Source organism: Neobacillus sp. CF12 (genome assembly GCF_030348765.1).
GTDB lineage: Bacteria > Bacillota > Bacilli > Bacillales > Cytobacillaceae > Neobacillus.
Map to the genome: position 1 here is coordinate 569,866 of NZ_JAUCEU010000007.1, position 22,374 is coordinate 592,239.

Below are 22,374 nucleotides of genomic sequence, written 5' to 3' on the forward strand. Positions count from 1 at the left end.
AGATAAGCAGGATTTACTCTCACATAGCCAAAAATACTCTCGGATAAGCAAATTTACTCTCATTAAAACCAAATTAGATATACTCATACTTCCTTTTATGATTCGTATTCTGTAACAATTACTCCGTCCATATTATTTCCTGAAATCTCATATTTTCTATTCCTCGGTATCCTAATAGTCGTATTACCTGAAATCGGGTAATATGTAACCGTATACTCTTCTCCATTAACAGTAGCAGAAATTGTTTTTTCATCTTTCAGATAATCCATATATTCTTCTAAGGCTAAATTCTTTTCCTGTATGATTGCACTGTGAGGCAATCCCACATAGCGGATATGCCACGGTTCATATTGAATTCCAGTAACATGTGTTTTATCCTTTGGATAACGCAAAATAAAACCGTATTTCCAAGCGTTTTTTTCGATCCACTTACCTTCTGGAGCCTCACTCATTTTCATTAGAGTCGAACCTACATCCAACGATAAACCTAAATTATGTTCACTATGGCCAGCAGGCAAAGCTAAATCAGACCCCATTGTTTGAAAAAGCAGATTCTGTTCATTAAAATCGCGATAGCCGCTATTAATTGAAAAGTGACGAACCCCTTCCTCCTCTGCAACTTTTATCATCTCTGAAAACTCATTAGCGACTTCTTCTGACAACAAAATTTCACGATCTAAGAGATCATATCCTTCTGTTAATTCGTGGTGTTCAAATAATTTTACAACATCAGATTTTATACTTTCTTCATGAATAGGACAGTCATTGTTGACCAAAAGTAAATTTCCTTGATAAACTAGTTCCTCCTTTATCTCTAGCAATTGAGTACTTTCAGATGCTCCACTTTCATCTAATTTATGATTTGGCTCATAATGTTTAATCTCTACTTGATCATTAAAAAACTCTGTTTTATTTACTACTGTAATTCCCAAACTTAATAATACTAACAATAAAAATCCCCACTTCTTCATTTTCAGTATCCTCCTATATCTATCTTGTTAATAGAATAGGAAAAACACTTTAAATAAAAAGTGGGGTAAAGTTTAAATTTTTCTTAAGTTTTTCACTTAATTTAATCCATTGGTTTAATCTCTTGTGGTAAACGCACTTCAAATACCGTCCGAATGAAACTACTATCTACAGTAATCGAACCATGATGCTGCTCGACAATATTCTTTGCTATGAATAAGCCAAGCCCTGTACTATCATCTTGATGTGTCCTCGCTTTGTCTCCGGTGTAAAACATATCAAAGATATGCGGAAGTTCATTCGGAGGAATACTGTCTCCATAATTCACAACCTGAACAACTACTTCCCCTTCCTCGATAAAACCGTTAATATCAACATATTGACCATCCACTCCATACCGGCTTGCGTTGGTTAACAGGTTTTCAAACACACGTGCTAACAGTTCTCCATCACCTAAAATAGGTAAAGGAGATAGAATATTGATACGAGCCATCAATTCATTTTTTTCAAAGATTGGATACATTTCTTCCCTTAATTGATGAAGTAGGTCACTTACATTAAGCTGCTTTATCTCAATTTGTAACATACCATAATTCATTCTCGTAATTTCAAATAATTCATCAATCAGTCGTTCTAAACGCTGTGATTTGGTAAAAGCAATGGTTAAATAATGTTTAGCTTGATCTTCAGTTAATTGGTTATCTTTAAGGATTAAATCCAAATATCCGATAACAGAGGTAAGCGGTGTCCTTAAATCATGTGCTAAATTTACAACTAATTGATCCTTACTACTTTCCGAGAAATCTCCTCTTTGAACAGCTTCTTCTAATTTTTCACTAGCAAGATTAATGTCATGTGCAATTTTACTAAATTCATCATTCGATTGAATATAAACCCGATGTTTAAAATCCCCTTTTGCCAGATAGTGTATTCCATTGGAAATTTCATTAAAATAGACGGTATAGGGCTTCGTTAGTAAATAGAAAAACAAAATTGAAAGAGGAATAAAGAACAGTAAAAAGAAATTTACGTCCCCAATAGTGCTCATAAATAACCGAAGCAGTGCTAGCGGATCGCCCCATTGAACCCAAGTGTGATAAAACCATTGAAGTCCCTTAAAGATTATGTATGTTATGGTACCTGACAAAAAAATGCTTATTCCAAATAAGAGGATCATCCTTGCACGGAAACTTCTTACGATTTTACCCATAGAATGTATACCCGACTCCCCATACTGTTTTAATTAATTTGTTTTTCCGTTTATCTTCCTCAAGTTTTTTTCTCAGTGTACGGATATGGACCATTACAGTATTAGCCCCTTCATAATAGGCTTCGCCCCATACCTGTTGAAATATATTTTCTACACTAAACACTTTCTTAGGTTGACGGGCTAGTAACAATAAAATTTCAAATTCCTTCGGAGTTAGGTCGATATTTTCACCGTATAGAGTAACAGTCCGTTGTTCAGGAGAAATAACAAGACCACCAAATTCTAGGATTGATTGTTGATTTACTTTTGGTTGATTCAACTTCATAAATCGGCGCAAATGTGCATTTACACGAGCCACCAATTCAATCGGGGTGAACGGTTTCGTCATGTAATCGTCTGCACCAATCACGAGTCCGTGAACCTTATCAAAATCAGATGTTTTAGCACTCAAAAAAATGATCGGCATATTATGTTGTTCACGTATCAGACGCGTTACTTCAAATCCATCCAGCTTTGGCATCATGATATCCAATATAACTAAATCAATTATTTGAGTCTGGACTATATGTATGGCCTCTTGCCCGTCCAATGCTTTTATTACACGAAAACCTTCCTTTTCAAGATAGATGGCAATTAAATTTGCAATCTCTTCTTCATCATCTACTACCAAAATCGAAATATTATTCATCCAGACACTCCTATTACATTCATCATTGAAATTATAATCGATTGCTTCAGGCTAAGAAAGTATTAACCTAATTCAGGTTGGTACTCTACTTTTTGTGAAAAAGAAAAAACACCTTTTTTGGGTGTTTTAGCTCATCACATTCTGTTTCATTAATTTTTTTTGCTGGCGATGAATCAATATTTTTATAACAATATTAATTAAGGTAATGAGTCCAAATAAAATAATAAGTAATACCTGATAATCGGTAATTGCGTTCATTACTGTATGGATATCACCAGGATAGAAACGACCAATACTTAAAAACAAAAAGGTGGACGGAGCAATTCCTATCATCGTGAAAATTGTATAGGTTCGGAGGTTCATATGTGACATACCTGCTAAAAATGGGACAAAATTCCCTAAATGAAGCGGGCTTGAAATGGCAACGCTCCATACCCCATTCTTGCTAAAAGCCTCCTTGGCCTTCGCTAATTTTTCTCTTTTTGCATAACTCAATCTGTTTTCAACAGATTTCCCAAATTTAGAGCCAATAAAGTAGGGAATCCAACTTCCTACTCCATACAAAAAGCTACCTACAATCGAAATCCAGATTATCTCGAACCAAGTTAAATCTAAAATAAATCCCACTGTAACCATAATGAACGATCCGATAAAAGGTAGTGCACTTCCTTCAATAAATAAGGAGATTAGTACTCCCAATAACCCCCACTCTTCTATAAGGGACAGGATTGCTTCTGTCATACATCTCACTCCATTTAATCATGTATTCATAGTATAGAGGAGATATTTATTTTCATGAAGATACTGAAGTAGTAAGTTTATCTAAGACTTGAGGTGTATATGGGGAGGGATAATTAAAACTACCACTGCTATTTTCGTAAAACAGTAATAAAACCATCCAAAATCATATGACTCACCGAAAATCCTTTTCGATTATAGAATTCCAATGCGTTATCATTGCCATTTGAGACAAAAATAAAATAATCCTCGACATCATCAAATTGCTTCAACCAGTCCATTGACATATTAAAAAGCTTAGAACCAATTCCATACTGTCTATATTCTTCTTTTATAAAAAATTGCGAGAGGCAACCTACATTTTTTTTACTTACTGATGATAGATCAAAAAAGGTTGCGAAGTCATTTGAATAAGTTTCTTTTGGAGAGATATTTGAATAGACATAGGCTACCATTTTCTCACCATCTTTAACGCCTACGATAAAATTATGTAATGCATTTTTTATAGAAGGAACCATTCGTGTATCAAAATTCATGTTATCAAACAACTCAGGTGATAGATTGGCTTTTGATTTTTGAAAAGTCATGAGTTCATTACATAAATCTCTACATTGTTCAATCTCTTCATGCTGTATGATTTCATATTTTAAGTCCATACTCTCAGCTCCTTCTTACCTTGATTAACATGTGCAAAGACGATTTTTCACATCTAATATTCTGTTCAGCTCATCTAGTTTGTTGATTTCATAGGTTGGACGAATCTTCGTATCATTCTCTTTCATATTAGGATTAAACCAGCATGTATCCAAACCTGCCAGCTCCCCTCCCTTAATATCAGCACTCAAAGAATCACCGATGATTAATGCCTGTGCCCCTTCAAAATGAGGAATTCTTGCAAATACAAAATCAAAAAATTCCTTCATTGGCTTTTGATAACCTGTGTCCTCAGATACAAAGATTTTCTTAAATAGTGGATATAAACCTGAATCTCGTAACCGCTTATCTTGGGTCTTGGAAACTCCGTTTGTGACGATATATAAATCATAATCTCGATAGAGTTCTGTGATTAGTTCAATAGCCCCATCAACAAGTTGATGACCTTGTTCTAAGTAACTACGGTAGTTTTTTTCGAGACTAGGCCCATCCACTTCTTTTCCATACTCATTAAAAAAAATAGAAAATCGTGTGTTGACAACCTCATCTCGACCCAATTCTCCTGCTTCAAACCTTTTCCAGAGTTCTTGGTTAATTTTTTTATAATGATCTTCCAATTCAGAGGTCAGAGGAATATTTTGCTCCTTGAATAGAAGTTCTAAAGCTAATTTTTCAGCTGCACCGAAATCCAATAAGGTATCATCTACATCAAATAACAAAGTTTTATATTTTTTCAAAAGTATCTCTCCATCGTATATTTATAAACCCATTGTGTAATAGTTTAATAGAATCTCACGTTTGACTGCAAGAGGCAGTTGCATTAACCGTAACGCCTTGCTGCGTAATTTAACCTAATTCAATTACATAAAACATACAATATTATTAACTCTTTCTTAAAAGGAGGATAGTATGGCTGATCCCAAACATCCTGTTGTAAAGCCTTTTTTACTAACACGAAGTTTACAACCTGAAAATCAAGAAACACCGATTCAATTTATAGAGAATGATATAATCCAAAACCATTTATTCTACAGACGGAACCACTTTTCTTATCCAAAGCTTACCTATTCAAACTTTTTTCTCCCCATAATTGGATTAGTTACAAAGCCAATGCTGCTTTCCATGCAAACGATACTTCAGCTACCCTCGAAAAGCTTAGAGATTGTCCTTGAATGTTCAGGAAATAAGCGTAGTTTCTTTGAACCTATAGTATTTGGAGAACAATGGGAAAAGGGTGCCATTAGTCAAGGAATTTGGAAAGGTGTCCCTTTACGTACCCTGCTTGAAATCTCAGGTATAAAAAAAGGAGCCAAAGAAGTGATCGTGGAAGGGTATGATTTTGGAAAACGTACGGACCTAGACAAGAATTTCGCTTATGCTAGGAGTTTACCACTGGAGAAGGCTCTACATTCTGATACGATTATTGCTTATGAATATAATCATAAGCCTATTCCATTTAAACATGGATATCCATTGAGGTTAATTGTTCCACAATGGTATGGCATGGCGTCTGTCAAATGGATCAAACAAATCAGTATTATTGATTCTCATTTTACAGGACCTTATCAGAGCATTGATTATATGTATTATCCAAATCATTTCAATGATAATGGAGCACAACCCGTTACCACCATGAATGTAAATTCGACGATTCAAAAACCGTTAAATCTGAAACGTCTGAATACTGGTAAGCATGAAATCAAAGGTATTGCATGGACTGGCAAAGGATTCATAACAAAGGTGGAAATCAGTACCGATCATGGTTTTACATGGTCCAATGCGAAGGTAGATGATACAAATCCAAGCTACAAATGGATTTCTTGGTCTTATGAATGGAATGTTATGGAAAAGGGTGATTTTACAATTTTATCAAAAGCGACCGATTCTTATGGTCAAACTCAACCATCCGAAGCTAATTGGAATCGAAATGGGTATGGATACAATGCATTCGATAAAATTAAGGTGAAAATTGAATAAAAGAGCAGGAAACTGAATTCCCTGTTCTTTTTTTAAAATCCCTCCCATTCTTAACAATGGGAGGGGGATCGAATGATATTAGTACTGGTACTTCCTTCTTGTCGCTAGAAGGATCAATATTGCTGGCCCCGTACATATAACCATCGATAAAAATGAAAGGTTTGGAGAGATTTCGTATAAAAATCCTCCTATCAATGTTAAAACAGCGGTACTAAAGCTTAAAGCAAGAGCCGAATAAATTCCCTGCGCATTTGGAATTTGCTGTTTCGGTAAATTTTTTGTGATATAAACCATAAACGCATAATGTGCTACTGCAAATGAAAGTGCATGTAAGCTTTGTGAGATCATAAAAACCCACACATTAGGAAAGATAAATACTAGTACCCACCGTAACGTGGATCCAGCTGCTGCGAGGATTAGTAATGATGAAGGCTTCCAGTTAGTAAACAGTCGATCTGCCTTCAAAAAGCAAATAATTTCGAAAAGTACTGCAATATTTATAATCATTCCGATATAATATTTATTCACGCCTAATTCCTGCAAGTAAATATATCCATAATTATAATAGGAAGCGTGTGCTCCTTGCAGTAATATGACAATAAGTAAAACAATGGGAAAACTTTTTATTTTCCAGAGATTTTTCAACGTAAGCGACTCGGTGAGCTCCTTCACCTTTGGCTTTGCTAACAGTACTGGCGGTGTCGGCAAGAGTCGCATGAAGAGCATGAAACATAGACCAATTACCATACTACCGAGAATAGCTTGTTCCCCGAAATACCCTGTTATCATACTAATGATGAGCACCGAAACGATAAACCCAATAGATCCATACGAACGACTTTTTCCATAATGAACGTCCCCTTGTTGCACTAAGGTTCCTGCTGCGGTATCTAGTGCAGGCAGCAAGGGTGGGAACACAATACTAAACAACATTGTTACTACAAAAAGTGTAGCGAAGGTCGATGAAGGTATATGCATGAGCGCAGCTACAAGTGAACCCGCTGTCAAAACAAAAATAACGGTTTGACTGCTTAAATACTTGGATGCCAAAGGGAAAACGAACAGTGATGATGCCCCCCGCGCTAATAAGCCAAATCCCATTATTACACTGGCTTCCGTTACACTAAGTCCTTTAGCTTGAACGAGCCAGCCAGTCCAGTAAGGTAAAAATATTCCCCAAGTTAGGAAAAACACGAAAAAGTTCAGTGACATCCACCGTTGATTGCTCATTACTAATTTTTTTGGATTAGACATTTGTTTTAAAGTTTGTTGATTATTCAAGTTGATCCCTCCGTATCCATTGCATCATAGCACGTAAATACATACAATTATATGAGATATCTCATATTTTTACCCGGAGGGCAAAATGCAATTTTTAATGGAACCTATGCGGAGTTACTATATCGAAAAATACCCTATTGAATCACTTTTTTCTTTTCCGATTACTCCTTTTATTCAAGTGTGCCAGTTTGAACGTGGCGAATTTATCTTTAAGGAAGGCTCCCAGCCTGACTATATGTTCTATCTTGTTGAGGGAAAGGCAAAATTATACGTTACGCAAAAAAACGGAAAAGTGTCACTCCTCAATTTTTTACACCCTCCTACTTTCATGGGTGAAATTGAACTATTAAATGCGGAACGGTATTCGAGAGGAATCCAAACAGCAACTCAGGTCATTTGTCTTGCCATTCCAATTCACGCGTGTAAAGACAAATTATTGCAAGACGCTACTTTTTTAAAATATTTATGCATTTTTTTAAGTAAAAAGCAGACGATGATTACCTCTAGGTATGCTCAAGATCAAGCATTTCCCCTTATTAATCGACTTGCTGCCTTCATCCTTTTGTCAGCAGATAACGATAACTACAAAGAAAAACACACAGAGGTTTGTGAATATCTCGGTGTTTCATATCGTCATCTCCTTCACGTTTTAGCTCAACTGTGTGAATCAAATATCATTGAAAAACAAGGACGGGGCTATAAGATACGAGACAAAGAACGTCTGCAAGAATTAGCAAAGGAGGTTTAATATCTTCATTTTATCAATAATGTAAAAAGTCGATTTCTAATTTGATAGAAAATCGACTTTTTACATTATTCTCCTTTACAAATGTTCTCTTAAAATATCATCAACCGTCATTTTCATTGTATGCACTACCGTTTTCTTGTAACGTGCAGCCAATAAAAGGACTCTAATTTGTTGTGATCGCGTTAAATTTTTAAAACGAGGCTCCTGCTTTAAAAAAGTTCGAACAATAGACCAGCTGATCGGCATTAGAGGAAAATCATCAAGAGGTTGTTTCCTACGTAAGCGATGGAACCAGTATTTAGTACCGAAGGAAGTGTCCTTATCTACAATACACGGAGCGTAAATACTCTTGGTATGTTTCCGAAGGGATTCGTATCTTTCTTGACCGCTAATAATCGTGTAATGATTATCTTTTCGATTTTTCCTAACAACCAAAACAAACATGCAATCCCACATGAATCGCTGTAGTTTATTAATGTGCTCTGTAAATTTCATCGAGGTATCAGGTTTTATTTTACTTAGTGGTATATACTCTACCGTAAATTTCACAGACATCCCTCCTGTATTCTTAATGGTCTTGCCTTAACATTGGGATATCACTTACACAACTAAAAGTCACTCTCCATTATATGTAGGTTTTGGGCTCAAGTTACCTAGGAATTCCCTAAGAACCAATCCTATTTAGCGTTGTTGTATAACAAGAATTTACCTGTACTATATCACGTTGTTTCTTTAATAACGACTGAAAACATACCTAAATCAGTATAAAACCAAAACAAAAAGTGCATTTGTGTAATAATACAAGAATCTGTTGTATTTGTTTTTGTATCCTGTTACAATGAAATTACGTAAATATATAGAATATTTATAATATTCTATATTATACTCCGATACATAGATAGGAGGAATAAACCTTGTCAAAATTACCAAAAACAAATGAATTAGGTTTTTTTGAAATCCGCCTAGAGTCCATCGGCGGGTTAGGAGCTAATTTAGCCGGAAAAATGCTTTCTGAGGATGGCGTGGTTGGAAACGGACTAAATGGAGTCGGGTTTTCATCCTATGGGTCAGAGAAAAAAGGCTCCCCTGTAAAAGCGCACATACGTTTCTGCGAACCTGAAACAAACATTCGAGATACCACACCAATAGAACGCCCTCATGTTGTTGGCATTTTCCATGATGCCCTGTTTAAAACCATCGACTGCACTAGCGGGATCTACCCAGACAGCACCATCCTAGTAAATTCACAAAAATCCCCTGAAGAATTGAAGAGTCAAATGAAAATTGCCGGCGGTACCATTGCCATCATTGATGCTACAGGTATTGCGCTTGATGAGCAAACAAAAGCCAACACTGCCATGTTGGGTGCGTTATATCGGATTTTGGACTTTTTAGATCCAGAATCAATGAAACAAACGATACGACGTACATTTGAAAAAAAATATCCACACCTGGTTGAGCCAAATATTCGGACCTTTGACCGAGGATTTAATGAAGTAGAGTTTAAAACCTTTCTTCCAGAGGAAGGCGTGGAACTTATTCCTTTTTCAAGACCAGAGCCAGTTCTTGGCTACGAAACTCAGGCCATTGGCGGGATGATTCTAAATCCAGGTAACAGCATGTTAAAGGATTTAAGTATTTCACGTGCCGGTATGCTCCCCCATTTTCACGAGGAAAAATGTATTAGTTGTGCTGCCTGTGATACAGCTTGTCCAGACTTTTGCTTTGTTTGGGAAGAAAAAGCCGACAAAAAAGGTCGTCCACAAATGTTTCTTAAAGGAATTGATTATCAATATTGCAAAGGCTGCCTAAAGTGTGTAACGGCCTGTCCAGTGGAAGCGCTGTCAGGCGAAAGAGAATATAATGACGGCTACGCTGACAAAAACCGTGTGCCCCACTTATTTGACTTAGTCACTCAAAACTAATGAAAGGACGGGATCCTGATGTCCATTGAAATAAACCAAGAGAAACTCAGCTCTGAAAAAGAAACGGTTGAACAAAGTTTTGTATTTGAATCTGGTAATGAAATGGCTGCCTATGCAGCACATCAAATTAATTATCATGTAATGGGATACTTCCCTATATCTCCGTCCACAGAGGTTGCCCAATTCCTCGACGGAATGAAATCCAGAGGAGAACATGATATTGTGTTGATTCCAGCTGATGGAGAGCACGGTTCTGCAGGAATTTGTTACGGTGCTTCAACTGGTGGCGGACGTGTGTTTAACGCTACAAGTGCCAATGGATTCCTCTATATGTTAGAGCAGCTGCCTGTTCAATCCGGAACCCGATTTCCAATGGTATTAAATTTAGTAAACCGTTCTGTTTCTGGTCCGTTAAATATCCATGGAGATCATTCTGATTTATATTTCGGTTTGAATACGGGGTGGCCTATCTTAATGGCCCGAGATCCGCAAATAGTCTATGATATGAACATTATTGCAATTAAACTAGCAGAAGATCCAGAGGTCAGACTGCCAGTCATCGTTTCTTTCGATGGGTACTTTACTTCCCACCAAAAACGACGTGTCCAGGTGATTAAAAATCGAAGCGATGTGCAGAAGTTTATTGGGGAGCCGAATAGGAACTTCCCTCATGCGTTAGATCGCGAGAATCCTGTTACCATCGGCCCATATATGAATGAACCTGACTATATAAATAACTGTTATCAACAATCAGAAGCGATGTATAATGCGGAAGCAGTCTTTGAGCGAATTTCGAAAGAATATGCGCAATTAACAGGACGCGAATATCCGATTCTTGATTTATATCGTATGGAAGATGCTGAAGTCGCAGTCTTTATGTTGAATTCAGCTGCCGAAGTTTGTAAGGATGTTGCAGATAGACTTCGTTTAAGAGGGATCAAGGCTGGAGTCATTTCACCAAATATGATTCGTCCCTTCCCTCAAAAACAATTAGCGGAAGCCTTGAAAAATATCAAAGCTGTTACGGTTGGAGACCGTGCAGATTCATATGGTGCACATGGCGGGAACATGGCGCTTGAATTACGGGCTGCATTGCAAACGGTGGGAAATGCTCATACAAAGGTGATAAACCGTATTTACGGTTTAGGTGGAAAAGATTTTTATGCAGATGATGCGGAACACTTCTTCTCGTTAGCGATTGAAGCGGCAGAAAAAGGGTTTGCAGAAAAGCAGTTTGACTACTTCGGGCATAATCCTGGAAAACCAGAGTTTGCTCCTAAGCGTGTTTTAAATCCAATGAAAAAAGAAGACTTAAATACCGGTCTAATCACGGTTACTCCTGATGATAAAACCGGGGAACTCAAGGTGAAAATCCCGCCTTTACGGAGTTTAACGAAAAAGCCAAAACGACTGGCTTCAGGTCATGGGGCATGCCCGGGCTGCGGGATTTTCTCAGGGCTGGAGTTGTTTTTTAAAGGAATTGAAGGAGATATTGTTGCGTTATTCCATACAGGTTGTGCCATGGTTGTAACAACTGGTTTCCCTTATAGTTCTCATAAAGCAACCTACATCCATAACCTTTTCCAAAATGGCTCTGCTACCCTTTCCGGTCTTGTGGAAATGTTCCATGAAAGAAAAAGACGCGGTGAGCTAGCGGAACTTGGACTAAGTGATGAATTTACGTTTGTCATGGTTACGGGTGACGGCGGAATGGATATCGGCATGGGTCCTGCGATCGGAACGGCGTTAAGAAACCATAAAATGATTATCCTTGAGTATGATAATGAAGGGTACATGAACACAGGCAGCCAGCTCTCCTACTCTACGCCAATGGGACATATGACGAGTACCTCCAATATTGGCGGCTTCCAAAATGGAAAGCCATTCCATCACAAGGATACCGCTCAAATTATGGCAGCCACTCATATCCCATATGTATTTACAGGAACCGAAGCTTTCGATCGCGACCTATTAAAGAAAGCAGCCAAAGCACAGTGGTATGCAAATAATGAAGGCTTGGTATATGGAAAAATATTAATCACCTGTCCATTGAATTGGAAATCAAAAGATGAATTAGGTCAGACAATCGTAGAGGCTGCGGTTAACTCCTGTTTCTTCCCTCTTTACGAAGTCGAGCATGGGATTACAACGGTAACCTACAATCCTGAGGATAAAAATAAACGCTTAGCCGTATCCGAATGGTTGAAGCTGATGGGCAAAACGAAACATTTGCTCAATGAAAACAGCAAAGACATGTTGGAGATGTTTGATAAAGAAGTAGATCGCCGTTGGAATATGCTTAAGGCAAAGCATGAGAGCCCTTATCTATAAAATAAAGTCCCAGGTGATGGCAAATCACTTGGGACTATTGATATTTCTATGAATATTACGATAATTTGATCAATGCCTGATTTTGGGTAGCAATACTATGTTGATTGTGACCCACATTCCTTACTTTGTTGATTTTCGGTAACAATTCTCTATTAATTCTTACCCAAAGCTCGCTCTCATCTGATATTAGGGCACTATTCTCTGTTGATTCTCATCCAATTTACGGTCTCCCCTAATTCCAAGTTATAGCCAACTACATGGAGATATGGTCAATTGATTGTAATTTTTTATTGTTTAATTAAACGCTGTATCTCTGTTTCAACTGTACACGCTTATTTAATGCATCGGTTTTGTTATCGAAGTGATTAGTAATTTTTCCAGAAAAGTCTTCGAGATATCTTATGACACTCTTATTACCTTCTTTTTGTTCAGCACCTAGCTCTCTCACAGCTTGATCAAGTTGCGAAAAGTCATTCTCAAGCTTTTTCTGTCCGGTCTTTATTTCTTCCACATTTTGTTCAATAACACCTAGACGTTTATGAACAGGATCTAATTCTTCTTTTAATACTGAACGAAATACATTCATTATTTCATTATTCATGTAGAATTCCTCCAAGTTTATATATTATAGCACAAGATCTTAAGTCATATAGAAGAGTTAATTTGGGTTGGTTTGATTGAGTAAATTTACTGATTTTCTAAGAAGACGAGCTTTTCAATTTGCAGCATAGCAGAAAGGATGTGGATAAATGCTTCATTAATAGGAGAAGTTTTCATATGAAGATCATAGTAGTAGTGTAAATGATGGGCGATTTCTTCCCGTGCCTGATAATCAAAATGGTAAAAATCACCTATTGGAAAAAATAAGCCATTACCTAAAGGGAGTATTGTTCCCATGACGATTTCGCCTTTTATAGGGGGAATTGCGAGAGGATCATACACAATAATATTTAACGGCTTTTCTTCCAAAGTATCCATTACAACCAGTACGCGGTCATTATACTTATATCCGACGAAATAAAATTTAGGGATTGCTTTCCCACATTCTTTCAGCCAAGAAATAAGAATAGGCCGTTTGCTTAGCCAAGAATAGTTTTCAACTATAAAGTCCTCTATACAACTACTCTGGAATCCCATACTTGAATCATAAAAAATACGCCACCAAAAAAGATTGTGTAATAAGGACTCTCTTTTATCTCCCCTAATTTCATGTTCATGTAGATATTCAGTCAAAATAGGTAGATACTCAGGATAATATCGCTCCAAAGCAAACCTAGTGAAATCTTTGAAAACTTTGGTTAACATTACTTCCTTTAATTCTTCCGAAACAGGGTAATCGTTCCTAAATGTTTTTGTGTTCGATTCCGATTGTACAAAAGGTATTATTGTTTCTGTCTTTTCCATACATTCACCTCACCTTTCATTTATTCATCTATAGTTATTCGGTAAACATAGCGATTCCCCTCTATTTTTGTCGAAAATTTTGTAATTTCGTAGAATCATGACAAATCAGGCAGGACCCTTTACCTTTCCTTAACAAAGATCCATTTTGAACAAAAAACCCGCTCACAATCATGTGAACGAGGTCTTAGGTCATTATTTAGCTGCTGTTATAATTTTTAATATACAGATACCTAAATATATAATTCTTTCGTGAATTACATCAATTCATTCCTTCGTTGTAAATAGCGATACAAAACAATACTAAATATAGAGCATAATAATCCACATATTCCGATGAATATAAATCCTGCTTGAAATCCTCTCATTAGTCCCATTTCAGCTCCAAGGGAATTTGTGAACCATCTTTTAAAAAATTCAATCAGCGCACCTAAGAATAAATTGCTAATGACTACCACAATGCCCATGATTGTTACGGTGACGGTAATCGCAGCGTCTATTCCATTTGGATATCTTTTTGCAAGCAACGCCATAACGGTCGGATAAACGGGTGCAATGCCAAACCCTGCTACCGCGAATAACCAAACACCTGTTGTTCCGAATAATGTAGCTAATATGGTTGTAATTCCAGCAATACCTGAGAAAATAATAATAGAAACCATAAATCCAATTTTATCTGTTACAAATCCTAACAGTAACCTACCCACCATAAAACAGAGGAAAAATATCGATAACATCCCAGACGCCGCCGTTGAACTCCATTGGAAAGATCTTTCTAGAAAGTTAACTAACCAGCCAGCAATCGAAAGTTCCACGATTACTCCGAATGAAAGAATGATTATAATGAACCAAGCCACCCGATCCTTTAAAAACATCTTAATTGGCAGGCGTTCTTTAGTAGTTGTTGTATCAACAGGAAGTGAACTAAAAATTGCTGGGATCATCGGGATAATACATAATGATAGCAGGAAAAAATACATCCCTCGCCAGCCTAGTTCACCATCTCCCCAAAATGTCATACCCATTAAGCCAGCCGCCATCAAAGGAGCAGCCGTCGAGCTGAGTCCATAGAAGAAATGAGATAAATTCATCATAAAGCCAGTATTTTTTGTAAAAATTCTTGCAGCCAAAATCGCCAATGCAATTTCAAGCATACCGTTTCCTAAATACATGATGAAATAAGAAACGGAAAAACTTGTAAAATTACTAGAAAAATAAATAAATACACCAGAAATGGCCATAGATCCAAAAGCTATCAAACTCGTAAGCTTAATACCAAATTTAGATGAAAAAACCCCTGTAAAGCTGCAAGCGATTAAAAAACCAATGGAATTGATAGCTAGCAGAAATCCAACCTGCAGCTCATCAATTCCATAATCTATTTGCATTTGAGGAATGGCTGGTCCTTTAATATTCTCAGATAACCCAAATACTAGGTACCCTAGAAAAATAACCAAAAACGAAAGTGGTATGTATTTTTTCACCGGTTGTGTTTGTGGCAATGTTTGCATAGTTACTTCCTTTCACATCTCTATATTACGGGCACAATTATTAACTAATTCTTCCCCAAAAATCATTTACCTAGTTAATTGGGCACAATCATCCTATTATTCTACCCGAAATTTCAGTATGTTCCTATTTTCGAGCACAATCAGTATATGATTCTTGCCTAAATTCGAGTCGCAAATGATTTTCAGTAACAATTTTGTGACTGATTGTGGTTTTATGGAACTTGCCCGTATTTTGCCTCCTACCTTTTTAACAGCAATAATCATATGGATGAAGTGGTGGTTTTGCAGGTAGTACCCATTTTGGTTGGAACGATGGGTCCCTCCAATGCCATGCACCTAATGCAGCAGCACATGCGTCGATTGTATGACTTTCTTTATCAATAATGGCAGGGAGCTGACTTAATTTCTGCTCCCCTAGCCAGTTTCTAATATAACTTCTTGCAGATAACTCTTGTTTGTAGTGCAATACAAATTCAAAATCTTCCTGAGGAAGTCTCGATCCAATTACTGCACCGGGATGCACTTCAACAATGGAAATCGGATGAACTGTAGATATATTCCCTATTTCTCTACTAAGCTTTATTCCTCTTAAAGTCAAATAGACCATTCGATTGAAAGTCGGTGGCATGATTGATCCTGATTTCATCCCTATTGTGATGATATACTGTCTTAGCAGTTTATCGCCAAGGCGGTCTCCCCCGCCATCCTCATAGGACAATGGAGCATCCATACCAATTACCACTTCATCCATCTGACTTTGAGTCTCGACTTCTTCCAAAATTTCAAGATCTCCAATATTTTGCTTTAGTTTGAGAAACTTTAATTCACCATCTTGTATGTCAAAAACTGCCATAACCGTATCTTTGTGATTACTCGGTCCCGATAAATCAATACCTATTACTCTCATAAAAAAGCACTCATCCTACTCATCTGATAACCTAGAAAAACCAATGGATGAAGCCGCTAAATCGTGGTCCCATTCTTGCTTTTGCTGCTTGTTTTTCAGTGCCTTCAATTCAGCACATAGACGTGTTACATCCACCTGTTGTTCATAATGCCATTCTAGAGCAATCGAAGTATACAGTTCATTGAGTTGGGCGTAGGAGAAATCTTTTGTAGAATCAATTACCTGCTGAACTTCTTCATCAGAAAGGATTCGAGCAATCTTTTTCTTTTGCAGATACTGATAACGCAGTTCCTTGGTCGGTACCTTAATCTCATAAGCACGGTCAAAACGTCCAGAACGGTTCATTAGTGCAGGGTCTATTTTTTCAGGATAATTCGTTGTACCAATAATGAAGATTCCTTCTTTTGATGTAGCACCATCAAGTACATTAAGAAAAACAGAGCGAACACTTGAAGGCATTGAATCAATATCCTCGATCACTAATACCAGGGGCGTTAATTTTAATACAGATTTAAATACTTCTTTAATCGTATAGCTCGATGTGAATTCAGTGATTTGCCAATAAGCCACTGGAGCATTTATACTGCTTGCGATGGATTTTACTAGAGTAGTTTTTCCATTACCTGGTTTTCCATAGAGAAGAATCCCTCGTTTATAAGGAATATTGTACAGTTTAAAAAATTCACTGCTTTCTGAGAAAAATTCATCGATGGAACGATAAATTTCCCGCTTTAAGGATTCCTCTAAAAAGACATCCTCTCTACTAACCAAGGTTGTTATATTATCAATCTCAGTTTCCACACCATCTTCTGTATCAGTGAAAACGGTTATATAGTTCTTAATATAGTCCCGCTTTCTTTTTAAAACGTATTTTAAAAAGGAAACCAGACTTGCGTCATTTTTGGCAAATATCAAGTCACGTGTACCCTCGCCATCACTTTGAAAAATCTTTAATCTTGAAAGGGCAACTTGATGATTTGGATAATAATAAAGTCCGTTCTCGATTCTCGGTTTGACAATGAGCTCCATTACTTTATCCGTATGATTTGAGGAAATACTTTTGGTTTCCCCCTCTTTGTAGATATGAGCAATCAATTGGACCTCGACCGATTCCTCCTTCAAATCTTCCTCTAAAATATCCCAAATTTCATTAGAGGTATCTTCGTCTGAATAGAGGTAAAATTCATATCCCACTTCTTTCACAAGTTCCTCTTGAAGCGTAGATACAATTTTTCCATAATCATAATAATAGGGCAGTGACTCTCTTGGTATCACTTTTGTGTCAAATAGAACATGATTACTTTTCATTGAGATCTCCTTTTATTTTCAAACTATAATACCATTGTATAGTATTGATTTTCGTATTTAAATGTAAAGAATTTACTTTTATAAAAATTAAAAAATCCCTGAATATGAATTCAAGGATTTTTTAGTAATAACTATAAATTGATTTCGATATCTCGATTCACTTTATGTTTGAAATTTTTAAAAATAATGATGGAACAAAGGATCGTGGTTAAATTAATGGCTGGAATGATAAATATAGCTGGAATCACGTTAACTCCCGTTAGAGCCATTCCGATAATTTTACCTGATAGTGCGGTCATTAAAAGGGATAAGAATACAAAATATACTGAACCTAATAAAAATCCAATCGGAACTCTTTTAATCAATAAAACCCCTGATATAAACGAGATTGGCAGAAACAGCGCTAAATCAAAGCCTTGAACAATTAAGGTTGTATAATGATCTAAATCAACGGGAATTACTTTTCTAAAAAGGGGAGGAACGACAACCTGGAGCCACAAACTACCAATAACAACAGCATTAAAGATTAAAAATCCACCTAAAAACGTAACTGGCAACCTTGAATGAAAATGCTGATTGATGATCTCAAAATAGAGTGGAAATAACATCAGGATCAGTGCAAAGAAACTTGCCGATAATAGAAGGATATATACTAAAAACAATGAATTAAACATCGCCATTGCTAAATAAAATAAGTACGTAAGGAAGAAATAGAGCAGCGAACCAGAAAGCATGATTCTCCCCTTCAACGATCCTTTTCTTGCAAAATAAAGAGCAGTCAAAAGGAAGGGGATCCCAATACACAATGTAACAACATCCTGTGCGATTCCTTGAATGGCTACATCAACTGACATATCCTGATATATACCTCTACCGAAAATGGTAATAGTTTCACCGCGAACAGAGATATGCTCAAATTCTCCAGGACCACTCTTCGAAAAGATACCCACAGTTGTAGCAAGAATCGCTAGAATTGATATGCCATAAACTAGCATACTAACAGCTTTTTTATACCTCATTTTTGATTCCTTCTCTCGATAAAAGATTTTCAGAATCAACTCCGTTTTTTTTATTATATAGCCATATTAAGGAAATGGAGGAAGATATTATGGCGAAATTTCTACTATTGAAATATTTTGCAAAAAAAAATCCAAGGAATGAATCCTAAGGATTAGTCAAATTTATTTGGATAAAATTTTATAATATATGACGGTGGTATCTAATGCTCCCTCACCCGAAAGGGCAAAGTTTGGGATTTTTCCAGCCGGAATATACCCAAATGATTGATAAAGGAGATTGGAGGGGTCCCCTTCCCTTGTATCAAGGGTAAGTAAAGTCCTACCTTCAATGATTGCTCTTTCTTCGGCCACATTCATTAAGGTCCGGGCAACTCCTTTACGTCTAGCATTGGGACTTGTCATTAATTTTGCAATTTCAGCACGATGAAGACCGTTTTGCTTGGTGCATAAATGAACTTGAATGGTTCCGACAATCTCATTATGTATCTTAGCAATATATAAAATAACATTTTGGTTTAATACGGTTTGCCAATAGTGTCTTGCATCTGATAGTTTCATTGGAGGTAAAAATCCGATTGATGCCCCATCATCCACCACCCCTGCCAAAAGTTTAGAGAGTTGATCTAAATGATTTTCAATGGAATTAATTTCTTCAATTTTTATCACACTTAACACCTCTATTAGGAAAAAGTTTGTAGTTATCAATTCACTTCAAGCTTGTATACTCAAAAAACTTGTTATTATAATGAAGATTATACGTTGAAATAAAGGTGATGCCAATGATTTCTAAAAATGAATCTCATAAACATCTGAGGAGAACTTATTTTCTAGCTGTTGTAATCACGATTCTCCTGGGCCTGGCATCCAGAAAATTCAGCCATTTTTTATTCTCCTTTTTAGCAGAGAATGCTGGAGATGCCCTATGGGCAATGATGGTGTACTTCGGACTTCGCTTCATATTTTTGAAAAAGAGCATGTTAACAGCCTTCTTCTTCAGTTTTTTGTTTAGTTTCAGTATCGAATTCAGTCAATTGTATCAAGAAGATTGGATTAATGAGATTCGCGGAACTCTCCTGGGAGCATTGATATTAGGTAAAGGCTTCCTTACGGTGGATCTAATTCGATATACAGCAGGGATTGTCATTGCCTTTAGCTTGGATAATTTGACGTTCATTAAAAAACAGAAGAACATATAAATCAATGTTCTTCTGTTCTGGATGTAAATCCCTTTATCATTTTTTTTACACGTGATGTAGATTTGATTTTACCCTCTTCTAAAAGCAATTTATGAATTTGTTTTAGCTCTGTTTTCTTTGCATCAATCCTTTTTAAAAATAATCTATATTCCTGATCCGATTCAAATTGATTTCCATATCGAACTCTTTCATAGACGGTTTGGATGAATTCATCCTCTTTAACTCTAACTCTCTTGAACCATTCCCCTATCGTTTCTGATGAATTTCTCTTTAGTTGCAGCTTTTCCGCCAGTTTCTCAAGGCGATACATTTCTTTTCGCACACGATAGGAAGGCTGTTTCCCTACCCTTTTAGTTTTGGAAGAACTCGTTCCCTTTTCTCCTTGTTCAAATGATGAGTAATAAAAGTCATTCTCAGCAGAATCTAAAACTTCTGTACATCCTTGGAATTTCTTATAAAGGAATATAAATAGGAGAATACAAAGGATCATGAAAATGACAATGTACAAATACGTAAAATTAATATCCATTTTTGAAGCTATTTCTGATTGATCATGAATCAAACTAGTATTCTCAGAATCAACAGGAGACTGTGAGTTTTGAATTTGAGCAAACAGATTCAATTCTCCTGTCAGTTCATAATTCTCAGCCCAATTAAACAACGGCGACATAATAAAGGATACTGCATAAACGACTAATTTAAGGATTGAAACAACAACCCATTTAAGGATATCCCTAAGGGTTACAAGAAGCAGACTCATGGCAATCATTATACCCATGATCGATAGAAAATTTCTCATCAAGAGTTTTTTTACCAGTGTGTTCCCAACCACCGATAACCAGTTAATCAAAAATCCACCAATAATAATAAAAGCAAAGGTTAGCATGAGGATGATCATCAATGAATTTTGGTAAGGATAGTCCTGTACATTTGCAAAAATGAGTAAAATAAAGCCCAAGAAAACGGTCCAAAACAACCAAAATCCCGTTTGCACAGTGTCACTTTGACTATTCATGATCGTTGTTCTCCAGTAAATCAACATCGACAATACGATAACACACATGATGGGAAACTTTAATAAAATCCCGCCAACCACAATCAAAGGGAAGACGGTAATAAAAAATAACAATCTGCTCTTCTCCTTGTAAGTATGAATCAGGAAAATAAATAGATAAGTAGATGGAATGGACAACACAAGGTAATATAGGAATGGTATCTCTTGTTCTCGAAATATATAATAAAACGCAATGACAAGACTACCCAATAATATCTCAATGGTTTTGTAATAAGCCAAATACCAAACATTATTTTTCATATGATATCCCCCTTTTTGGGGAGAATGATTTCTTTACAATCGAAGCACTTTGTTCATTTACCATTAGTTCATAAATACTGGTACCTCTATCGGCAATCTTTTTCAGCAAATCCCTTTTTTCGGGAATGTATTGACCTGCTAGTAGGAAAAACGGCTGTGTTTCTAAATGGCTGTCATAATAGGCTAGCATCTTTTCAAAAGGATAAACCGATGTCTGCACATCAATATGAGCGATCGCTTCCAACACTTTTTGTAAATGCTCTCTGCCAGTCCCAGGCATTTGATAATAAAATGGTGTTGTACCGACATGACGAATATTAATACAAACGGAGAATGGGATATTCTGTTGCACATAGAAATAGGCCAGATCTGCAGTCGCACTTAATATTTCTTCCAGGTTATTTGTAACAAAGTGGTCATCACCAATATTAATCGCTATATTCCAACCGTTTTCAGTCACTTTATCATAGAGCTTAGTTTGTAATGATTGGTTCCGAGCGCTTGCCTTCCAATGAATTCGATTAAAACTATCTGAATAATGATATTCTCGCGTTCCTGCAGGTGAAAGAGTGTCTTCATAAAGAGAATATGAAACAGGGAATTCGCCTTGCTTGCTGGTGTGTAGAGTATGTTTATTGTGTACGACCTTTGTTTTCGGATAAACAAGTGCTTCTTGGATGGAATGAAACTCCTTTTCTAATATGGTTTCCCCTAAACCAAAAAAGTGCGGAATCATTAATTCAATTTTACGAATTCTTGAAACACCTCGTTTTTCAGCTGTAAATGGAATGGTCACACTCGCTTTTTGCCGAAAACTAATTGAAAATGGCACAGTAACCTCATAGATGGATGCCTTGTGACTGGCACGTTTATCGTGTGGTGTAACAGAATCATGGAAGGTAACACTTAGCTTCGCCTTCATGATGGGCACACCTATATTATGGAAATCTAATTTCCATGCCCCCTCCTCACTAGGGAAATACTTCCCTCTTACCTTTTTATTATTAAAAGATAATCCCTCCCCAACTTTCCTTCGATAGAGATGATTGAAGTAAAAAAGCAGGATCATAAAGACGCCAACAAAAAAGGCCAGCCATGATTGGAAGAAAAAAGAAGCAATACATAAAAGGAGTGCAAACGCTCCTGTTATGGGCAGATAATTGTTCTCAACACTATATTTACTCCACTCCATCATA

Annotated in this window: 22 protein-coding genes; 5 read left to right on the forward strand and 17 right to left on the reverse strand. The window is 36.6% G+C overall.

Going from position 1 to position 22,374, the window contains the following annotated elements:
- Nucleotides 1-95 precede the first annotated feature (95 nt).
- From vanY to QUG14_RS02985, 6 genes are all read right to left on the reverse strand, one after another.
- Nucleotides 96-971, reverse strand: a complete 876-nt coding sequence (gene vanY, locus QUG14_RS02960) for a VanY-A/VanY-F/VanY-M family D-Ala-D-Ala carboxypeptidase (protein ID WP_289339061.1) — start codon at nucleotides 969-971, stop codon at nucleotides 96-98.
- 101 nt (nucleotides 972-1,072) lie between these two features.
- Nucleotides 1,073-2,179: a sensor histidine kinase gene (locus tag QUG14_RS02965; RefSeq protein WP_289339062.1), complete on the reverse strand. Its 1,107-nt coding sequence runs from the start codon at nucleotides 2,177-2,179 to the stop codon at nucleotides 1,073-1,075.
- Nucleotides 2,172-2,867 carry a response regulator transcription factor gene (locus QUG14_RS02970; RefSeq protein ID WP_289339063.1) on the reverse strand — a complete coding sequence of 232 codons (696 nt, stop codon included), beginning with the start codon at nucleotides 2,865-2,867 and terminating at the stop codon, nucleotides 2,172-2,174. Before QUG14_RS02970 ends, QUG14_RS02965 begins: the two co-directional genes overlap by 8 nt.
- 126 nt (nucleotides 2,868-2,993) lie before the next feature.
- Nucleotides 2,994-3,608: a DedA family protein gene (locus QUG14_RS02975; RefSeq protein ID WP_289339064.1), complete on the reverse strand. Its 615-nt coding sequence runs from the start codon at nucleotides 3,606-3,608 to the stop codon at nucleotides 2,994-2,996.
- 128 nt (nucleotides 3,609-3,736) lie between these two features.
- Nucleotides 3,737-4,261 (reverse strand): GNAT family N-acetyltransferase, encoded by a 525-nt coding sequence (locus QUG14_RS02980; protein WP_289339065.1) that lies wholly within the window; start codon nucleotides 4,259-4,261, stop codon nucleotides 3,737-3,739.
- 24 nt (nucleotides 4,262-4,285) lie between these two features.
- The gene (locus QUG14_RS02985) at nucleotides 4,286-4,996 is read right to left on the reverse strand and encodes a YjjG family noncanonical pyrimidine nucleotidase (protein WP_289339066.1); all 711 of its coding nucleotides are present in this window, start codon (nucleotides 4,994-4,996) and stop codon (nucleotides 4,286-4,288) included.
- Between the two features lie 172 nt (nucleotides 4,997-5,168).
- On the opposite strand from QUG14_RS02985, the gene QUG14_RS02990 reads away from it, so the two are divergent.
- Complete coding sequence (locus QUG14_RS02990) at nucleotides 5,169-6,236, forward strand: sulfite oxidase (RefSeq protein ID WP_289339067.1); 1,068 nt, start codon at nucleotides 5,169-5,171, stop codon at nucleotides 6,234-6,236.
- A 78-nt stretch (nucleotides 6,237-6,314) separates the two neighbouring features.
- Here the strand turns inward: QUG14_RS02990 and QUG14_RS02995 are convergent, their stop codons facing one another.
- The gene (locus QUG14_RS02995; protein ID WP_289344058.1) at nucleotides 6,315-7,466 is read right to left on the reverse strand and encodes a 3-phenylpropionate MFS transporter; all 1,152 of its coding nucleotides are present in this window, start codon (nucleotides 7,464-7,466) and stop codon (nucleotides 6,315-6,317) included.
- A 136-nt stretch (nucleotides 7,467-7,602) separates the two neighbouring features.
- Here QUG14_RS02995 and yeiL point away from each other — a divergent pair, with 136 nt between their 5' ends.
- On the forward strand, nucleotides 7,603-8,265 hold the full coding sequence (yeiL, locus tag QUG14_RS03000) for a transcriptional regulator YeiL (protein WP_289339068.1): 663 nt from the start codon (nucleotides 7,603-7,605) through the stop codon (nucleotides 8,263-8,265).
- A 75-nt stretch (nucleotides 8,266-8,340) separates the two neighbouring features.
- On the opposite strand, the gene QUG14_RS03005 is transcribed toward yeiL, so the two are convergent.
- Nucleotides 8,341-8,814, reverse strand: a complete 474-nt coding sequence (locus QUG14_RS03005) for a hypothetical protein (RefSeq protein WP_289339069.1) — start codon at nucleotides 8,812-8,814, stop codon at nucleotides 8,341-8,343.
- Between the two features lie 365 nt (nucleotides 8,815-9,179).
- Here QUG14_RS03005 and QUG14_RS03010 point away from each other — a divergent pair, with 365 nt between their 5' ends.
- Together QUG14_RS03010 and QUG14_RS03015 are read left to right on the forward strand one after the other, a co-directional pair.
- Nucleotides 9,180-10,190, forward strand: a complete 1,011-nt coding sequence (locus QUG14_RS03010) for a 2-oxoacid:acceptor oxidoreductase family protein (protein ID WP_289339070.1) — start codon at nucleotides 9,180-9,182, stop codon at nucleotides 10,188-10,190.
- An 18-nt stretch (nucleotides 10,191-10,208) separates the two neighbouring features.
- Nucleotides 10,209-12,521, forward strand: a complete 2,313-nt coding sequence (locus tag QUG14_RS03015; RefSeq protein ID WP_289339071.1) for a thiamine pyrophosphate-dependent enzyme — start codon at nucleotides 10,209-10,211, stop codon at nucleotides 12,519-12,521.
- A 298-nt stretch (nucleotides 12,522-12,819) separates the two neighbouring features.
- Here the strand turns inward: QUG14_RS03015 and QUG14_RS03020 are convergent, their stop codons facing one another.
- The 7 genes from QUG14_RS03020 to QUG14_RS03050 all read right to left on the reverse strand — a co-directional run bounded on the left by QUG14_RS03020 (nucleotide 12,820) and on the right by QUG14_RS03050 (nucleotide 19,333).
- Nucleotides 12,820-13,122 carry a hypothetical protein gene (locus QUG14_RS03020; protein WP_289339072.1) on the reverse strand — a complete coding sequence of 101 codons (303 nt, stop codon included), beginning with the start codon at nucleotides 13,120-13,122 and terminating at the stop codon, nucleotides 12,820-12,822.
- An 86-nt stretch (nucleotides 13,123-13,208) separates the two neighbouring features.
- Entirely contained in the window at nucleotides 13,209-13,925 is a 717-nt protein-coding gene (locus QUG14_RS03025; RefSeq protein ID WP_289339073.1) for a hypothetical protein, read from the reverse strand.
- A gap of 254 nt (nucleotides 13,926-14,179) precedes the next feature.
- The gene (locus QUG14_RS03030) at nucleotides 14,180-15,433 is read right to left on the reverse strand and encodes an MFS transporter (RefSeq protein WP_289339074.1); all 1,254 of its coding nucleotides are present in this window, start codon (nucleotides 15,431-15,433) and stop codon (nucleotides 14,180-14,182) included.
- A gap of 247 nt (nucleotides 15,434-15,680) precedes the next feature.
- Entirely contained in the window at nucleotides 15,681-16,340 is a 660-nt protein-coding gene (locus QUG14_RS03035) for a DUF429 domain-containing protein (protein WP_289339075.1), read from the reverse strand.
- A gap of 15 nt (nucleotides 16,341-16,355) precedes the next feature.
- Complete coding sequence (locus tag QUG14_RS03040) at nucleotides 16,356-17,648, reverse strand: ATP-binding protein (RefSeq protein ID WP_289339076.1); 1,293 nt, start codon at nucleotides 17,646-17,648, stop codon at nucleotides 16,356-16,358.
- Between the two features lie 131 nt (nucleotides 17,649-17,779).
- Nucleotides 17,780-18,667 carry a hypothetical protein gene (locus QUG14_RS03045; protein ID WP_289339077.1) on the reverse strand — a complete coding sequence of 296 codons (888 nt, stop codon included), beginning with the start codon at nucleotides 18,665-18,667 and terminating at the stop codon, nucleotides 17,780-17,782.
- Between the two features lie 162 nt (nucleotides 18,668-18,829).
- On the reverse strand, nucleotides 18,830-19,333 hold the full coding sequence (locus tag QUG14_RS03050) for a GNAT family N-acetyltransferase (protein WP_483310697.1): 504 nt from the start codon (nucleotides 19,331-19,333) through the stop codon (nucleotides 18,830-18,832).
- Nucleotides 19,334-19,446: 113 nt separating this feature from the next.
- Between QUG14_RS03050 and QUG14_RS03055 the strand changes: the two genes are divergently transcribed.
- On the forward strand, nucleotides 19,447-19,863 hold the full coding sequence (locus tag QUG14_RS03055; protein WP_289339078.1) for a ribosomal maturation YjgA family protein: 417 nt from the start codon (nucleotides 19,447-19,449) through the stop codon (nucleotides 19,861-19,863).
- 1 nt (nucleotide 19,864) lies between these two features.
- Here QUG14_RS03055 and QUG14_RS03060 read toward each other — a convergent pair whose 3' ends face one another.
- Entirely contained in the window at nucleotides 19,865-21,178 is a 1,314-nt protein-coding gene (locus QUG14_RS03060; protein WP_289339079.1) for a hypothetical protein, read from the reverse strand.
- Nucleotides 21,168-22,373, reverse strand: a complete 1,206-nt coding sequence (locus QUG14_RS03065; protein WP_289339080.1) for a DUF58 domain-containing protein — start codon at nucleotides 22,371-22,373, stop codon at nucleotides 21,168-21,170. Before QUG14_RS03065 ends, QUG14_RS03060 begins: the two co-directional genes overlap by 11 nt.
- Nucleotide 22,374: the final 1 nt, after the last annotated feature.

What these genes read in the sequence shown, in the direction of transcription:
- QUG14_RS03030 (WP_289339074.1), bottom strand. Translation starts at nt 15,433, where the DNA reads ATGCAAACATTGCCACAAACACAACCGGTGAAAAAATACATACCACTT.
- QUG14_RS03040 (WP_289339076.1), bottom strand. Translation starts at nt 17,648, where the DNA reads ATGAAAAGTAATCATGTTCTATTTGACACAAAAGTGATACCAAGAGAG.
- QUG14_RS03045 (WP_289339077.1), bottom strand. Translation starts at nt 18,667, where the DNA reads ATGAGGTATAAAAAAGCTGTTAGTATGCTAGTTTATGGCATATCAATT.
- QUG14_RS03035 (WP_289339075.1), bottom strand. Translation starts at nt 16,340, where the DNA reads ATGAGAGTAATAGGTATTGATTTATCGGGACCGAGTAATCACAAAGAT.
- QUG14_RS02975 (WP_289339064.1), bottom strand. Translation starts at nt 3,608, where the DNA reads ATGACAGAAGCAATCCTGTCCCTTATAGAAGAGTGGGGGTTATTGGGA.
- vanY (WP_289339061.1), bottom strand. Translation starts at nt 971, where the DNA reads ATGAAGAAGTGGGGATTTTTATTGTTAGTATTATTAAGTTTGGGAATT.
- QUG14_RS03025 (WP_289339073.1), bottom strand. Translation starts at nt 13,925, where the DNA reads ATGGAAAAGACAGAAACAATAATACCTTTTGTACAATCGGAATCGAAC.
- QUG14_RS02980 (WP_289339065.1), bottom strand. Translation starts at nt 4,261, where the DNA reads ATGGACTTAAAATATGAAATCATACAGCATGAAGAGATTGAACAATGT.
- QUG14_RS03060 (WP_289339079.1), bottom strand. Translation starts at nt 21,178, where the DNA reads ATGAAAAATAATGTTTGGTATTTGGCTTATTACAAAACCATTGAGATA.
- yeiL (WP_289339068.1), top strand. Translation starts at nt 7,603, where the DNA reads ATGCAATTTTTAATGGAACCTATGCGGAGTTACTATATCGAAAAATAC.
- QUG14_RS02965 (WP_289339062.1), bottom strand. Translation starts at nt 2,179, where the DNA reads ATGGGTAAAATCGTAAGAAGTTTCCGTGCAAGGATGATCCTCTTATTT.
- QUG14_RS03020 (WP_289339072.1), bottom strand. Translation starts at nt 13,122, where the DNA reads ATGAATAATGAAATAATGAATGTATTTCGTTCAGTATTAAAAGAAGAA.
- QUG14_RS02995 (WP_289344058.1), bottom strand. Translation starts at nt 7,466, where the DNA reads ATGAGCAATCAACGGTGGATGTCACTGAACTTTTTCGTGTTTTTCCTA.
- QUG14_RS03015 (WP_289339071.1), top strand. Translation starts at nt 10,209, where the DNA reads ATGTCCATTGAAATAAACCAAGAGAAACTCAGCTCTGAAAAAGAAACG.
- QUG14_RS02990 (WP_289339067.1), top strand. Translation starts at nt 5,169, where the DNA reads ATGGCTGATCCCAAACATCCTGTTGTAAAGCCTTTTTTACTAACACGA.
- QUG14_RS03065 (WP_289339080.1), bottom strand. Translation starts at nt 22,373, where the DNA reads ATGATGGAGTGGAGTAAATATAGTGTTGAGAACAATTATCTGCCCATA.
- QUG14_RS03055 (WP_289339078.1), top strand. Translation starts at nt 19,447, where the DNA reads ATGATTTCTAAAAATGAATCTCATAAACATCTGAGGAGAACTTATTTT.
- QUG14_RS02970 (WP_289339063.1), bottom strand. Translation starts at nt 2,867, where the DNA reads ATGAATAATATTTCGATTTTGGTAGTAGATGATGAAGAAGAGATTGCA.